This is a genomic window from Brachybacterium sp. UMB0905 (assembly GCF_002871795.1).
Taxonomy (GTDB): Bacteria; Actinomycetota; Actinomycetes; order Actinomycetales; family Dermabacteraceae; genus Brachybacterium.
In genome coordinates this window covers 22,635-37,406 of record NZ_PNHL01000007.1, presented here as the reverse complement: position 1 = coordinate 37,406, position 14,772 = coordinate 22,635, and the positions used below count along the sequence as shown (strand labels likewise).

13 protein-coding genes and 1 riboswitch are annotated in these 14,772 nt (G+C 70.4%); of the genes, 12 read left to right on the top strand and 1 reads right to left on the bottom strand.

Features of this window, described 5'->3' with window-relative positions:
- Positions 1-115: 115 nt before the first annotated feature.
- Positions 116-234, top strand: a riboswitch (FMN riboswitch).
- Between the two features lie 93 nt (positions 235-327).
- The 4 genes from pnuC to CJ197_RS08240 all read left to right on the top strand — a co-directional run bounded on the left by pnuC (position 328) and on the right by CJ197_RS08240 (position 2,837).
- Positions 328-1,041 carry a nicotinamide riboside transporter PnuC gene (pnuC, locus tag CJ197_RS08255; protein WP_102236274.1) on the top strand — a complete coding sequence of 238 codons (714 nt, stop codon included), beginning with the start codon at positions 328-330 and terminating at the stop codon, positions 1,039-1,041.
- Positions 1,042-1,105: 64 nt separating this feature from the next.
- Positions 1,106-1,369, top strand: a complete 264-nt coding sequence (locus tag CJ197_RS08250; RefSeq protein ID WP_102236273.1) for a phosphoribosyl-ATP diphosphatase — start codon at positions 1,106-1,108, stop codon at positions 1,367-1,369.
- A gap of 138 nt (positions 1,370-1,507) precedes the next feature.
- On the top strand, positions 1,508-2,365 hold the full coding sequence (gene hisG, locus CJ197_RS08245) for an ATP phosphoribosyltransferase (protein WP_102236272.1): 858 nt from the start codon (positions 1,508-1,510) through the stop codon (positions 2,363-2,365).
- A gap of 1 nt (position 2,366) precedes the next feature.
- Entirely contained in the window at positions 2,367-2,837 is a 471-nt protein-coding gene (locus CJ197_RS08240) for a PH domain-containing protein (protein ID WP_102236271.1), read from the top strand.
- Between the two features lie 5 nt (positions 2,838-2,842).
- On the opposite strand, the gene CJ197_RS08235 is transcribed toward CJ197_RS08240, so the two are convergent.
- On the bottom strand, positions 2,843-3,979 hold the full coding sequence (locus tag CJ197_RS08235) for a DUF3866 family protein (RefSeq protein ID WP_102236270.1): 1,137 nt from the start codon (positions 3,977-3,979) through the stop codon (positions 2,843-2,845).
- A 102-nt stretch (positions 3,980-4,081) separates the two neighbouring features.
- On the opposite strand from CJ197_RS08235, the gene CJ197_RS08230 reads away from it, so the two are divergent.
- The 8 genes from CJ197_RS08230 (at position 4,082) to CJ197_RS08195 (ending at position 14,753) form a co-directional block, all read left to right on the top strand.
- The gene (locus tag CJ197_RS08230; RefSeq protein WP_233190753.1) at positions 4,082-6,079 is read left to right on the top strand and encodes a YafY family protein; all 1,998 of its coding nucleotides are present in this window, start codon (positions 4,082-4,084) and stop codon (positions 6,077-6,079) included.
- A 133-nt stretch (positions 6,080-6,212) separates the two neighbouring features.
- Positions 6,213-6,611 (top strand): Sec-independent protein translocase subunit TatA, encoded by a 399-nt coding sequence (tatA, locus tag CJ197_RS08225; RefSeq protein ID WP_102236268.1) that lies wholly within the window; start codon positions 6,213-6,215, stop codon positions 6,609-6,611.
- 77 nt (positions 6,612-6,688) lie between these two features.
- Positions 6,689-7,606 (top strand): twin-arginine translocase subunit TatC, encoded by a 918-nt coding sequence (tatC, locus tag CJ197_RS08220; protein ID WP_233190752.1) that lies wholly within the window; start codon positions 6,689-6,691, stop codon positions 7,604-7,606.
- Positions 7,603-8,565, top strand: coding sequence for a diacylglycerol kinase family protein (locus tag CJ197_RS08215; protein ID WP_102236267.1), 963 nt, complete (start codon positions 7,603-7,605; stop codon positions 8,563-8,565). The genes tatC and CJ197_RS08215 overlap by 4 nt, the downstream gene beginning before the upstream one ends.
- Positions 8,562-11,522: an RNA helicase gene (locus CJ197_RS08210; protein ID WP_102236266.1), complete on the top strand. Its 2,961-nt coding sequence runs from the start codon at positions 8,562-8,564 to the stop codon at positions 11,520-11,522. The genes CJ197_RS08215 and CJ197_RS08210 overlap by 4 nt, the downstream gene beginning before the upstream one ends.
- Positions 11,519-12,319: a hypothetical protein gene (locus CJ197_RS08205; protein ID WP_102236265.1), complete on the top strand. Its 801-nt coding sequence runs from the start codon at positions 11,519-11,521 to the stop codon at positions 12,317-12,319. Before CJ197_RS08210 ends, CJ197_RS08205 begins: the two co-directional genes overlap by 4 nt.
- Complete coding sequence (gene lnt, locus CJ197_RS08200; protein WP_102236264.1) at positions 12,316-13,995, top strand: apolipoprotein N-acyltransferase; 1,680 nt, start codon at positions 12,316-12,318, stop codon at positions 13,993-13,995. Before CJ197_RS08205 ends, lnt begins: the two co-directional genes overlap by 4 nt.
- A complete protein-coding gene (locus CJ197_RS08195) occupies positions 13,992-14,753 on the top strand; it encodes a polyprenol monophosphomannose synthase (RefSeq protein ID WP_102236263.1) in 762 nt (253 codons plus the stop codon). The genes lnt and CJ197_RS08195 overlap by 4 nt, the downstream gene beginning before the upstream one ends.
- The last annotated feature ends 19 nt before the right edge of the window (positions 14,754-14,772 follow it).

Below are 14,772 nucleotides of genomic sequence, written 5' to 3'. Positions count from 1 at the left end.
CCCGCGGCACGGACGTCCTGGCGGAGCCCGCGCCGGATCGTCGAACGGGCCACGACCAGCGCGTCCGTTCTTCTGCCCGCTCCGGTTCGAGTATGGTTGAGCGGTCACACATCGTGACGTGCTCCGGGGTCGGTGAAAGTCCGAGCCGGCGGTGATAGTCCGCGACCCGCTACGGCGGTGGAGCCGGTGGAACTCCGGCACCGACAGTCAAAGCCTGGATGAGAGGCGCACGTCCTTGATGCCGACGTGCGCGCCCTGACACGCCCGTCGTCCATGAAGGAAACCTTTTTCCCCGGAGCCACTGCTTCCACGGGAGAAAGGACCGTCATGGAATTTCTGCAGTGGCTCTTCGACGCGAAGATCGAATTCGCCGGAGGACAGTTCCTCATGCTCCGCGAGGTACTGGGCAATGTCTTCGGCCTGCTGAGCGCACTGGGCGGCATGCGCCGCAAGATCTGGGCCTGGCCGGTGGGCATCATCGGCAACGTCCTGCTGCTGACCGTGTTCCTGGGCAGCCTGTTCGGCGACGCCTCCCACGTGGACCTGCTGGGGCAGGCCGGGCGCCAGGTCATGTTCATCGCCACCAGCGTCTACGGCTGGGTGCGCTGGCACCGCACCAAGGAATCCGGGGCCGGGACCGCGGTCGAACCCGAATGGGCGTCCTGGGGCACCAGGGCGCTGCTGATCGCCGCGATGGTCGGCGGCACCGCCGCGCTCACCCCTCTGTTCCGCGCGCTCGGCTCCTATGAGCCGGTGTGGGCCGATGCCTGGATCTTCATGGGCAGCCTGCTGGCCACCTACGGCATGGCCAAGGGCTGGGTCGAGTTCTGGTTGATCTGGGTGGCGGTGGACATCGTCGGCGTGCCCCTGCTGCTGTCCGCTGGCTACTACGCAAGCGCCTTCATGTACCTGTTTTACGGGGTGTTCACCTTGACGGGATTCTTCGTGTGGTGGCGCGTGCGTCGCCGCCGCGAGGACGCTCCCGAGGAGACCGTCAGCGTCGAGACCGCTCATCTGGACCCCACGGTGCAGCGCCGCTGAGCGGTCCATCCCGCAGCCCGGGATCCAGGGACGCGCTACCTGGCGTGGCGCGTACCCTGGCCGGGTGAAGGATTTCGAGAGCCTGTACGCCGAGCTCGCCGAGAAGGCCCGCACCCGCCCCGAGGGATCGGGCACCGTCGCGGAGCTCGATGCCGGAGTGCACCACATCGGCAAGAAGATCGTCGAGGAGGCCGCCGAGGTGTGGATGGCCTGTGAGCACGAGTCGAAGGACGCCGCCGCGATGGAGATCAGCCAGCTGCTGTATCACCTTCAGGTGATGATGCTGGCCACCGACATCACCCTCGAGGACGTCTACCGACACCTGTGAGCACCGGGCCCCACGGCCCTGAAGCCCTGAAGCACCGTGCCCGCGCCCAGCGTCCAGCGCCCAGCGCGCGGCGCGCCCCTGCCGCCCCTGATCTGTCCCGCCGAGCCATCCACCGCCTGCGCGGTGAAGGAGGAACCGATGCTGCGCATCGCCGTCCCGAACAAGGGAGCCCTGTCCGAACCCGCCGCCGAGCTGCTGCAAGAGGCCGGATACCGCCGCCGCGGCATGGCCAAGGAGCTCGTGGTGGTCGATGAGGAGAACGGCGTGGAGCTGTTCCATCTGCGCCCCCGGGACATCGCCGTGTACGTCGGCTCCGGCACCGTGGATGTGGGCATCACCGGGCAGGACATGCTGCGCGACTCCCGCACCCCGGCCCGCGAGATCCTCGAGCTCGGCTTCTCTCGCTCGACCTTCCGCTTCGCCGCTCCCGCCGGTACCCACCGCGATGTCACCGACCTCGCCGGTGCCCGCATCGCCACCAGCTACGAGTCGCTCGTCGCCGACCACCTGGCCGAGCACGGCGTCGAGGCCCAGGTGGTGCACCTCGACGGTGCGGTGGAATCCGCGATCCGCCTCGGCGTCGCCGATGTCATCGCCGATGTCGTCGAGACCGGCACGACCCTGCGTCAGGCGGGTCTCGAGCCCTTCGGCGCGCCGATCATGACCAGCCAGGCGGTGCTGTTCTCCCGCCCCGGCATGGAGCTCGACGAGCAGGGCCAGCATGCCCTGGAGGTGCTCGAACGGCGCATCCGCGGTGTGCTCGTCGCCCGCGAGTACGTGATGCTCGACTACGACATCCCCACTGCCCAGCTCGAGCGCGCCGTGGAGATCACCCCGGGGCTGCAGTCCCCGACGGTCTCCCCGCTGCACGGTGGCGAGTGGTCCGCGGTGCGCGCCATGGTGGATCGGCGCTCTGCGCACCGCATGATGGATGACCTCTACGAGGTCGGGGCCCGCGCGATCCTGGTGACCGCGATCCAGGCCTGCCGCATCTGAGATGCCCATCAGCTCCCGCCAGCTCGGCCCCGAGCTTCCTGAGCGCACCGCGACGGTGGTGATCCGCCCGCGGGCGGTGCGCGTGGCGGCCTATGTGACGGCGGTGATCGTGCTGGGCGGGATGATCGCCGGGGCCGTGCTCATCACGTCCTTCCAGCTGGGCGGCCGCCTGGCGCTGGTGATGATCGGGCTGCTGCTGGCGCTGCTGTGCCACCTGTACGCCTCGGTGCGCGTGGTGGCGCGGCCCGAGCACCTCGAGATCCGCAACCTCATGCGCTCCCGCACGCTGGACTGGCCGGAGGTGCTGGGGATCAGCTTCCCGATGGGGGATCCGTGGGCGCATCTGGATCTCGCCGATGGGCGCACACACCCGGTGCAGGCAATCCAGCGCTATGACGGCCAGCGTGCGATCGCCGATGCACGTCTGCTGCGCGATCTCGCGCGTGACCGCGGCGAGGCGCCGGGCGGCTGAGCCGCTCAGTCGTCCGGATCGGCGTCCAGCAGCTGCGCCGCGCAGCGCCCGGCGAGCGCCGCGTAGAGGAAGGACGAGGAGTCCTCGGCGAGGGTGCGGCCCATCGACGTCATCCGCACCGGCATCTCCTCGAGCGCGTCCCGCAGCCCCTTGGCGTCGATCTCGACCATCTCGTGCAGGATCCCGCGCTTCTGCGCCGGCTTGAGAATCGATGATTTCACCTGTTTCCGCACACACTCATGGAACTTGTTGTACCGCGAGTAGGTGCGGGGGAGCAGGGGCAGACGCACCGGAGCCAGGAGCGCCTGCCCATAGGTGGTCGCTGAGTGGTGGGACAGCTCCCGGTGCCGCGTGCGCTCATCGGCCTCCGAGACCCGCAGGGTCGCCACCGGGCATCCGCCGAGCACCGCGGCGGCATGCACCGCCTCGGCGATCTGCACCCCCGAGAATCCCCAACCGGTGCCGGTGCCGAGATTCCCTGGGCCCTGGATGACGATCGCAATATCGGCGCCGACGACGTGCTTGGCGCCCAGCAGCGCAGAATGCACGGTGACCGCCTCGTAATCGCCACCAAAGGACTGTCCGGCGCTGATCGTGGCAGCCAGCAGATTGGCCTTGCGCAGACGCGCGGCGCTGCGGGAATAGGCGGCCGGCAGTGCCGCGGCATCGGTGTGGATGTAGGCGATGCGCGCCGAACGCTTCTGGCGGCGGATCCCGGCGATGATCGCGGGCAGAGAGGAGTGCAGATCCGCGACCACGACGGGCATGGCCTCCAGGCCCTTGGCGTCGCGCAGGGTCTCGTAGTGCTCGCTCGCGGGGTCATCGAGCGCATCGACGAGCGTCTGCATCGGCGTGTATCGAGCCTTGACCATGTGCCCGTCGACCGCCTCCGCCTCGGGGAGGGCCTCGGGGCGGGCCACCACGAGGGCATCCCCACCGGTCCCGAGCTCACGACGCAGCGCATTGGTGTTCAGCAGCACCAGCTCACCAACCTCCGGCGTTCCGGTCAGCTCAGGGTAGGCCAGGGCACGCACCGTCTCCCGTGTCCCGTCGGCCTCGCCCTCGAGCTCGACCTCGAGCTGGACGGCGCCCGCCCAGGAGGCCAGCTCAGCGCGGACGTGTCCTCGTTCCCATCGCAGCATGCCCACCAGCCTAGGCCGGACCGTGCCGCGACCCGGCGCCCGCACCTGCGACATCACATCACGCTCGCGACCGCAGCTGACCCGGTGCCCTAGTCTGGCGGCGTGGCTTCGAAGAGTGTGGAGAGACTGCTCAACGTCATCATGACGATCGGCTCGCGGCGCCGAATCGACCGCAGCAAACTGTTCGCCGTGATCCCCGCCTATGCCGAGGCAACCTCCGACCAGGCGGCGGAGCGCATGTTCGAGCGCGACAAGGCAGCGATCCTCGCGCTCGGCCTGCCGCTGATCACCGAGAAGGATGTGCTGGACGAGAACATCGTCTACTACCGAATCGACTCGCCCGCCGGGGGAGCGGTGCTGGACCTCAGCACCGCGGAATACACGGTGCTGCTGGCCGCGAGCCGCGCCTGGGACGATGCGACCGCCGGCGGTGCCGCCCGCCGGGTGCGCGCAAAGCTGCTGAGCCTGGGTCATGACGCCGACCCGGATCTGCTGCGCCGCACCCCGCGCGGGGCGGTGGAATCCTTGCCCGTGCTGAGCCCGCTGCTGGAGGCCGTGGTCACGGGGCGGTCGGTGCGATTCCGCTACCGTCCCGCGACGGGCGAGCCTGCGGACAGGCACGTCGAGCCGTGGGTGGTGGGCGTCCACCACGGCCACTGGTACCTGCACGGCTTCGACCGCGAGCGCTCGGCGCCGCGCTCCTTCCGAGCCTCGCGCATCGAATCCTTCCCCGTGCTCGGCAGCGCTGCGACGGCAGAGCGCCCGGCCGATCTCGACCTCGGGGAGGTCCTCACCACGATGCTGGACAGCGATGATCGCGCCGGTGCCCGGGTGCGGCTCGAGCCGTACAAGGCACTCGCGCTGCGGGACCGCGCCGGTGCCGGACTTGAGGAGCCCGAGGTGCAGCTGCCGCAGATGCCGCGCCCCGCGGCCCGCCGCCTCATCCTCGCCGAAGCCCGCTGGGCGAAGCTGCTCGAGCCCGCCGCGTGGCGCACCGAGATCGCCCAGGTGCTGAGCGACATCCGCGACCGCCACGCGGCCGCACCGGACCTCGCCCCGCTGGAGACGGCCGAAGCCCGGCCTGCGGTGCGGATCCGCAGCACGCAGCAGAGCGGCGATCATCTCTCGCGCCTGATCTCCACCGCCTCCTCCGTGATGCGCCGCGGCGAGGTGGATCTCGAGCAACTCGCCGAAGAGCTCGGCATCACTCCCGCGGAGCTCATCAAAGACCTCGAGGTGCTGTTCGTCTGCGGCGACATGGGCACCGGCTGGGAGGACTTCATCGAAACGGAGTACGAACACGGCATCGTGCGCGTGCGCAACGCCGAGCCGCTGCGCCGAGCTCTGCGGCTGTCTGCCGTGGAGACCACCGCCCTGCTGGCAGGGCTCGCGGCCCTCGAACCCGCGGCCGGGGAGGCCGAGGAGACCGTCGCCTCCGCGCGGCAGAAGCTCCTGGATGCCCTCGCCGCGGGCAGCGATCCCTCCGACGCCTCCGTAGCGCCCACGGCCCAGGAGCTCGCGGAAGCCGCTGCCGCCGATGAGTCCGCCGCCCGCACCGCCGATCGTGCCGAGACGGTGCTCTCTGCGGTGCAGGGGGCGCTGCGTGCCGACGAGGGCAGCGAGGAGGCACACCTCGTGATCCGCTATTCCTCCGCCGATCGGGCGGGCACGAGCGTGCGCCGCATCCGACCGCTCGCGATCGAGACCGATGGCACCCGCTCCTACCTGCGGGCCTACTGCGAGCTCGCCGAGGCGGAGCGCGCCTTCCGCCTGGATCGCGTGGTGGAGGTGCTGGATGCCGATGCGCCGATGCACCGCCCCGCAGGGTCTGCAGGCCCCGTGCTGTCCGGCCGGGTGCAGGACGGCGCCTGGCTGCGCCTGGAGGCACCGGCCCGCTGGATCGCTGAATCCTTCGACGCCACCGAACTGCGCGATGGAGCCGACGGGGTGACGTACGCGCATCTGCCTGCGCCCGTCCGAGCCTCCCTCGTCGATGCGGTGCTGGAGGCCGCCGGGGCGGCGGAGGTGCTCACGCCGAGTGATCTGAGAGACACGATCGTGACTGTGGCGCGGGACGCCGCTGCACGGCACGACACCTGAGAGCAGCTACCCTGGGACGGCCCGCTCCAGGTGGGGCGGTTCGTCGATGCGACGGCCCGAACGGCGCTCGCTCCGCTGTGGAATGATAGGGGGCGCCCGTGCCGCCGATGCGGCGCTGTCGAAAGGTACTTCAATGGGATTCATGCGTAACCCCTGGGCGATCGTGCTGCTGATCGTCCTGGTGATCCTCCTGTTCGGGGCGAACAAGCTGCCGGGCCTGGCTCGCAACATGGGCCAGTCGATGCGCATCTTCAAGAGCGAGGTCGAGGAGATGCGCGGGGAAGATCGAGACCGTGACGACGAGGACGCGGCCGATGACCGTGACCGTCGCTATGACGATCGTGATCGCGACCGGCGCTATGACGACCGGGACCGCGACCGTCGCCACGATGATCGTGATCGCCGCTACGACGACCGTGAGCGGGATCGTCGCGACCGCTACGAGGACCGCGAGTACGACCCGCGCGAGGGCGAGGACGAGCGCGAGCGGCTGCGCGTCCGCGAGGACGACGACTCCTACCGGCGCGACTGAGCACTCGATCGACGTTGTGCTGGCGGGGTCCGGGCGGCTGACCGCTCGGACCCCGCAGCGTGTGAGGAGGCGAATCCGTGGCGGATGAGACACGGGACCGGGGCCGCAGCGCCCCGGCCAAGCCGGCGAAGAAGCCGCGCAAGGACCCCGAGGGGCGCATGTCCCTCGGCGAGCACCTGACCGAGCTGCGCAACCGTCTGATGATCTGCGCGGTGACGGTGCTGGTGCTCGCCATCGTGGGCTGGTTCCTGTTCCCGTGGGTGTGGGACGTGTTGCAGCGGCCCTTCATCATCGCCTCCCGCAAGGGGTACAACGCGGCATTGAACTTCCAGGGAGCCGGCACCGGTCTGAATGTCCGCCTGCAGCTGGCCGCGTACATGGGGCTGATCCTCTCCTCCCCGATGATCATGCTGCAGACCTGGCTGTTCGTCATGCCCGGGCTGCACAAGAACGAGCGCCGCTACGCGCTGGGGTTTTTCGGCGCCGCAATCCCGCTGTTCTTCCTAGGCTGTGTGGCCGGGTACTGGGCGGTGAACCAGCTGATCCCGGTCCTGCTGAGTTTCACCCCGCAGGAGGATCAGGTCGAGCAGCTGATCCGCTACGACGAGTATCTGGCGCTGCTGGTCAAGACCATGCTCGCCTTCGGCATCGCCTTCGTCATCCCGGTGGTGATGGTGGTGCTGAACCTCATGGGCCTGATTCGGGGGCGGACCATGCTCAAGAGCTGGCGCTGGATCATCTTCCTCAGCTTCCTGTTCACCGCCGTCATGGTGCCCACTCCGGAGCCGCTCACCCTCATCGCCATGTCCGGCTCGATCGCCTCGCTGTTCTTCGGCGCGATCGTCATCGCGATGCTCAACGACCGACGGCGCGACAAGAGGGAGGGCACCTCCCAGGACGTGGACCGCGCCAGCCGGATCGATGACGCCCCCGCCCCGATCGAACGCGCCAAGCGTCTGGACGAGATCGACGAGGACACTGAGGAGCGCCGGTGAGCCGCCTGCGGGTGGGCCTGCTGACCAACCCCGCTGCCGCCCACGGTGCCGGACGCCGCACTGGTCGGCAGGTCGCCCAGCTGCTGCGCCTGGCCGGACTGTCCGTCGTGGACCTCTCCGGACCCTCCGCCCATGTAGCCCGCGCCCGCGCGGAGGACGTGCGCGACACCCTCACGGCGCTGGTCGTGATCGGCGGGGACGGCACCGTGGCGCTCGGCGCAGAGATCGTGGCCGGCACACCGGTGCGGCTCGGCATCGTCCCGGCCGGATCCGGCAATGACTTCGCCCGCGCCCTCGACATCCCGATCAACGACCCGGAGGAGGCCACGCGCATCCTCCTGCACGCCCTCTCGCGCCCCGCGGTGCGAATCGACGCGATCGAGGTGCTCGCCACCGGGGAGCACGCCCTGCCGCACCGCTCTCTCGCGCTCGGCAACGTGAACCTGGGCTTCGATGCCCTCGTCAACGCACGCGCGAACAGCGCCCGCCACCACACCATGCGCTACACCACGGCGGTGCTGCGCGAGCTGCCGGCCTTCCGCCCGCTGCCGTTCTGGATCGAGATCGACAGCGGCGAGCGCCAAGAGCTCGACGCCTCGATCCTCACCCTATGCAACACCGGCGTGTTCGGCGGCGGCATGCGCATGGCACCGGAAGCTCGGGTGGACGATGGGCAGCTCGAGCTCGCGGCCGTCACGGACATCAGCCGCACCCGGCTGCTGCGGTTCTTCCCCCGCGTCTTCCGCGGCACCCACACTGAGCTGGACGAGGTGCAGATCCAGCCGGTGCGCCAGATCACCGTGGGCGTCCGCTCCGGCCGGGGCCTGCGCGCCTATGCCGACGGTGAGCCGCGCTCAGTCCTGCCCATCACCGCGCGGATCCTGCCCGGTGCGGTGCGGCTGCTCGCCGAACTGCCGCCGGATCCCGCCGGGGGGAGCACGACCGGAGGTGAGGCATGACCTCGCCAGCCGAACGCTACGCCCAGTGGGCCGCCCAGCAGCAGCACGAACGCTCCGAGCTGGCCGCCTTCACCGCCCGCTACCCCTTCGAGCTGGATGACTTCCAGCTCGCGGCGGGACGCGCACTCGAGTCCGGCAGCTCGGTGCTCGTCGCCGCGCCGACCGGAGCGGGCAAGACCGTCGTCGGCGAGTTCGCGGTGCACCTGGCGCTGGCCGCAGGTCGCAAGGTCTTCTACACCGCCCCCATCAAGGCGCTGTCCAACCAGAAGTTCGGGGAGCTCGTGGAGTGGCTCGGCGCCGACCGGGTGGGTCTGCTGACCGGAGACACCTCGGTGCGGCCGGACGCCGAGGTGGTCGTGATGACCACCGAGGTGCTGCGCAACATGCTCTACGCGGACTCGCAGCTGCTGGACGGGCTCGGCTTTGTGGTCATGGACGAGGTCCACTACCTCGCCGACCGGCTGCGCGGACCGGTGTGGGAGGAGGTCATCATCCACCTGGAGCGCGAGGTGCAGCTCGTCTCGCTGTCCGCGACCGTCTCCAACGCCGAGGAGTTCGGGGCGTGGCTGCAGGAGGTGCGCGGCAGCACCGAGATCATCGTCTCCGAGACCCGTCCGGTGCCGCTGTGGCAGCACGTCGTCGTGGGCGATGAGCTGCTGGACCTGTTCGTCGACGCCGACGGGGACGCCGTGGTCTCCCATGGCCCCGGCGCGGCGGCGCACCGCGAGGTCAACCCGCAGATCGAACGCATCACGTCCTTCTCCCTGCCAGTCGGTGAGCGCCGCGGCGGGCATCACGGTCGAGGGCACCGGGACCGCAAGGGCACGAGCGGACGGCACCGCCCCCGCGGCTCGGCGCAGCGTCGCGGCCGCGGCGGACGCGGCGGTCGCGGTCCGCGCGAGGAGCACCGGGATCACCGGGGGCAGGGCCGACGGGGGAGTGAGGATCCGCGCCGTCACCACCGCGGGGGCGGCCGCGGTCCCGGCGGGGGAGTGCGCCCGCCCCGTCGGACCGATGTGGTGGAGCTGTTGGATGGCCATGGGCTGCTGCCCGCCATCATGTTCATCTTCTCCCGCGCCGGCTGTGACGGTGCGGTCCAGCAGTGCGCCCGCGCGCACCTGCGCCTCACCGATGACACTGAGCGCCGTCAGATCCGCGCTGTGCTGGACGAAGAGCTCGCGCAGATCGGCGTGGAGGATGAGGACGTGCTGGGCATCGCCGCGTTCCGGCGCGCGGCCCTCGACGGCTATGCGGCACATCACGCCGGGATGCTGCCGCTGCTGAAAACGGTCATCGAGAAGCTGTTCTCCCGCGGGCTCATCAAGGTGGTGTTCGCCACCGAAACGCTGGCGCTCGGGATCAACATGCCCGCCCGCTCGGTGGTGCTCGAGAAGCTCGTGAAGTTCAACGGCGTGGAGCACGCGGACCTCACCCCGGGGGAGTACACGCAGCTGACCGGACGGGCCGGACGTCGCGGCATCGACACCGAGGGCCATGCGGTGGTCCTCGCGGGCCCGCGCTTCGACGCGCAGGCTGTTGCCTCCCTCGCCTCGCGCCGCACCTATCCGCTGCGCTCTGCGTTCCGGCCCACCCCGAACATGACGGTGAACCTGCTGGACCGCTTCGACCTCGCCCGCGCCCGGGAGACCCTCGAGACCAGCTTCGCCCAGTTCCAGGCCGACCGCTCCGTGGTGGGGCTGGCCCGCCGGGCCCGGGAGCTCGAGGACACGGTCCACGACTATCAGCGGGCGATCACCTGCGAGCGGGGAGACCTGCTGGAGTATGCGCAGCTGCAGGAGCAGATCTCCGCCCGTGAGAAGAGCCTCTCCCAGGCCCGGGCCGCGAAGGACCGTGACCGCACCCGCAGCATCCTCGGAGATCTGCGGCGCGGGGAGATCATCGCCCTGCCCGGTGGGAAACGTCGCGGCTACGCTGTCGTCCTCGACGTGGACCGGGCCGTCCTCGGCGGTCCTCAGGTGGAGCTGCTGGACGCCGAGGGCAGACGCCGCACCATCAGCCTTGGGGATGTGCCCTCCGCCCCCGCCGTCATCGACACGATGCGGCTGCCGCGCCCGGAGACCCTGTCGAAGGGCAAGGTCCGTAAGGACACTGCCGCGGCGCTGCGCCAGCGCCTGTCCGGCCAGGAGGAGGATGCCCGTGCCGCGGTGCGTCGCCGAGCGCGGCGAAGTCCCTCCACCGCGGCGACGGATGCCCAGCTCATCGCCCTGCGTGAGCAGCTGGCTGCGCATCCCTGTGCGGCCTGCCCGGACCTGGATTCGCATCTGCGCTGGGTGGGGCGTTGGCGTCGCACCCGCCGGGAGCTCGAGGGTGTGCAGCATCGCATCAGCGGACGCACCAGCACCCTCGCCCGTGCTTTCGACCGACTCACCGCCCTGCTGCTCGAGCTCGGCTACCTCACGGAGGTATCCGGCGCCGACGCGGGAAGTACGCGCGAGCTGTATCCCACAGACAGCGGTATGCGGCTGCGCCGCCTGTTCAGCGACCGTGACCTGCTGATCGCCCAGTGCCTCGAGCACGGCGCCTGGACGGGGCTGGACGCCGCGGGCCTGGCCGCTGTGGTGTCCGCTGCGGTGCATGAGTCCCGGCGGGATGACCGTGCCCCCGAGCTGATCCCCGATCCGGCCGTGGACGGCGTTCTGGAGGCCTCGACACGTCTGGCCACGGCGCTGCAGGCCGCCGAGGCGCGGCACGGCATCGATCCGACCGATGCCCCCGATCCGGCGCTCGCGGCGATCGTCCACCGCTGGGCCCGCGGCAGCCATCTCGCGGCGGCGCTCGATGGCAGTGATCTGCCGCCCGGTGACTTCGTGCGCCACTGTCGGCAGGTCATCGATCTGCTGGATCAGCTGACCGCCGATCCGGTGCTGGGCCAGACGGCGCACCGAGCGATCCGGGCGGTGCGTCGTGGACTCGTGGCCCAAGAGATTGACCGATGAGCAAGCTCCCAGGTGACCGCGAGAAGCTGAGCGGTGTGAGCACCACTGACCTCGCCCCGGACCTGCCGACCGCCCAGCTGTACACCGGCATCGTGCTGTACAGCACCGCCGATCCTGAAGCGGACGCGATGCTGATCGCGGACGGCATGATCGCGTGGATCGGCACCGCGGATTCCGCCGCGGTGCTGCACCCGGACACCCCGCGCATCGATGCCACCGGATGCCTGGTCACTCCCGGATTCGTCGATGCCGCCGCCACGGCCGACGGGTCCCTCCCCGCACCCCATCAGGAGCAGGCCGCCGCGGCCCGCGGCATCGTGCTGCGTCTGCCCGGCCCGGCCGGAACCCGTGACGGTGTCCGGGTGATCGTGCCGGGCGATGAGCCGGTCGCGTACCGGGACTATGTGCGCGACGGGATTCCCTTCACCTTCGGCTCCGGCGGCGCCCCTCAGGCGCAGGACCCCTGGAGCTGGGTGCGTGCTGCTGCGCATGATCCCGACCCTGACCAGCGGGTGGGTGACCGTGCCGCCTTCCTCGCCGCCACCCGCGGCGGGCAGCGCGCCGCCGGGCACCGTCACCCCGGGGACCTGCGCACCGGCCTTCCCGCGACCTTCGTGGTGTGGGAGCCGTGGGACCTCACGGTCCGCTCCGAGGCCGAAGGCGTGGACACCTGGTCCACCGATCCGCGCTCACGCACGCCACTGCTGCCGGATCTGGACCAGGGCAGCCCCCGTGCGCTGCGCACGGTGATCGACGGGCGCATCGTGCACGACAGCCTGCCGAAGGCTGAGGCATGAGCCGCAGCTCAGCCCGCGCCACCGCCGCGCGACCCCCGGCCCGGCAGCGCGGCCGCGCTGCTGCGCGCGATGAGTTCACCCCGACGCCCTGGCCGGCCGCACTGCTCATGGGGGTGCTCGGCGGACTGTGCGCCGTGCTGGCCTTCCCGCCCTACGACCTGTGGATGCTGCTGCCCATCGCCCTCGCCCTGCTGCTCGGCGGGCTGCTGGTGCGCTCCGCGCTCCTCGCGGTCTTCGTATCGCTGCTGTGGGGGCTGGCGTTCTTCGTGCCGCTCACCGAATGGGCGAGTACCTACGCGGGAGCCATGCCGTGGCTGGCGCTCGGCACCGTGCAGGCGCTGTACATCGTCCTGTTCGGGGGGCTCGCCCGCACGGTGATGGTCCGGCGGGGTCTGGGTCCGAGCACCCTGGTGATCGTGGCTGGGCTGTGGGTGGCGGTGGAGAGCCTGCGCTCGCATTGGCCCTGGGGCGGACTGCCGTGGGGGGCGAGCGGCTTCGCCCTGTCGAGCTCGCCGCTGCTGAGCCTCGCCCCCTGGGTGGGGATGGCGGGACTCGCCTTCGCCGTCGCCGTCATCGGCCAGCTGCTGCTGCTGGGCGTGCTGGCGCTGCTGGGGCGGCGCCGCACTGGCCTGGTCGGTTTCGCCGGGGTGTGGCCCTGCGCCGCCGCGGTCGCCCTGGTGCTACTGACCCTCGTGGTGCCGCATCCCGTGAACCGGGCTCCATCCGAGCGTCCCTCGATGACGATCGCCGCGATCCAGGGCTCGATGGGAGAGATCGACCCGGTCTCCTACGCCATGCCCGACGACGTGTTCGACAACCATCTGGAGATCACCCACCAGACGCTCGCGACAGCACAGCAGCAGGACATGGACCTGGACCTCGTGGTGTGGCCGGAGGATTCCACGGGCTGGGACCCGCGCCAAGATCCGCTGATGGCAGAGCAGCTCACCGCCATTGCCCGGGAGGCCGACGCCCCCTTGCTGGTCGGCACCCAAGCCGCCGTCGACGACAACCACCGACTGAACCAGGCGGTGCTGTTCGCCCCCGATGGCAGCATTCCCTACACCTACTCCAAGCGCCACCCCGTGCCGTTCGGCGAGTACATCCCGCAGCGGGAGCTGTTCCGCAAGATCACCGACAAAGTGGACCTGGTCTCCATGGACATGCTCCCCGGTGAGGAGGTCGGAGACATGGATCTGGCCGCTCTCGGACTGGGGGAGGACACCGCCGGGGTGCTGATCTGCTTCGAGATCGCCTACGACAACCTCGTGCACGACGTCGTCGACGACGGTGCCGAGGTGATCATCGTGCAATCCAACAACGCGCTGTTCGGACACTCTCATGAGGCGATCCAACAGCTCGCCGAAGCCAAGGTGATGGCCGTGATGTCCGGCCGCTCCGTCGTGCATATCTCCACCGTCGGCCACTCCGCGATCTTCAGCCCCGAGGGACGCCGGATCGATGTCGTGGACCACTGGGAACAGGGGGCGCTGCTGGCCGATGTGCCGCTGCGCACCGCCACCACGCCTGCGGTGGCCGCCGGGCCGTGGATCGCCGTGGGGCTCAGCGCGCTGGGGCTGCTGGGCCTGCTCGCGTCGCTTGCTTCACCGCACCGTGCCCTCGCGCGCACCTCCCGTTCTTCCCGCTCGTCCCGCACCTCGAAAGATCGTCGATGAGAGTTCGTCCCTCGAATCACCCGCCGCTCCCGCTGCTGGTGGTGATCCCCACCTATGACGAGATCGAGGCGCTGCCCGGCACCCTCGAGCGTCTGCGCGCCGCCGTGCCCGCCGCGCACGTCCTCGTGGTCGATGACGCCTCGCCCGATGGAACCGGGCAGTGGGCCCAGCAGCAGGCGCAGACCGATCCGGCGGTGCATGTGCTGCACCGCGAGGGCAAGCAAGGGCTCGGCCCCGCCTACCTCGCCGGCTTCGCATGGGGGCTCGAGCGCGGCTATGCCCTGCTCGCCGAGATGGACGCAGACGCCTCCCATCGGCCCGAACAGCTGCCGGGCTTGGTGGAGGCGGTGCGGCGCGGCGCGGATCTGGCGATCGGCTCCCGCTGGGTGCCCTGCGGGCAGGTCCATCACTGGCCGCTGCGCCGCCTGCTGCTCTCCCGCGGGGCGAACACCTATGTGAGGCTCTGGCTGGGGATCGGGGTGGCCGATGCGACCGCCGGCTTCCGCGTGTTCCGCGCTGAGCTGCTGCAGCGCCTGATGGACCAGACCATCGCCTCGCAGGGCTACTGCTTCCAGGTGGATATGACCCGGCGGGCGCGTGAGCTCGGGGCGCTGATCACCGAAGTGCCGATCGACTTCGATGAGCGCACCGAGGGGGCCAGCAAGATGAGCGGCGACATCGTGCGCGAAGCGCTGGTGAAGGTCACCGCCTGGGGGCTCGCCCGCCGCACCCAGCAGCTTCGCGGACTGCTGCGCTAGCCTGAACGGGTCCGCAGCC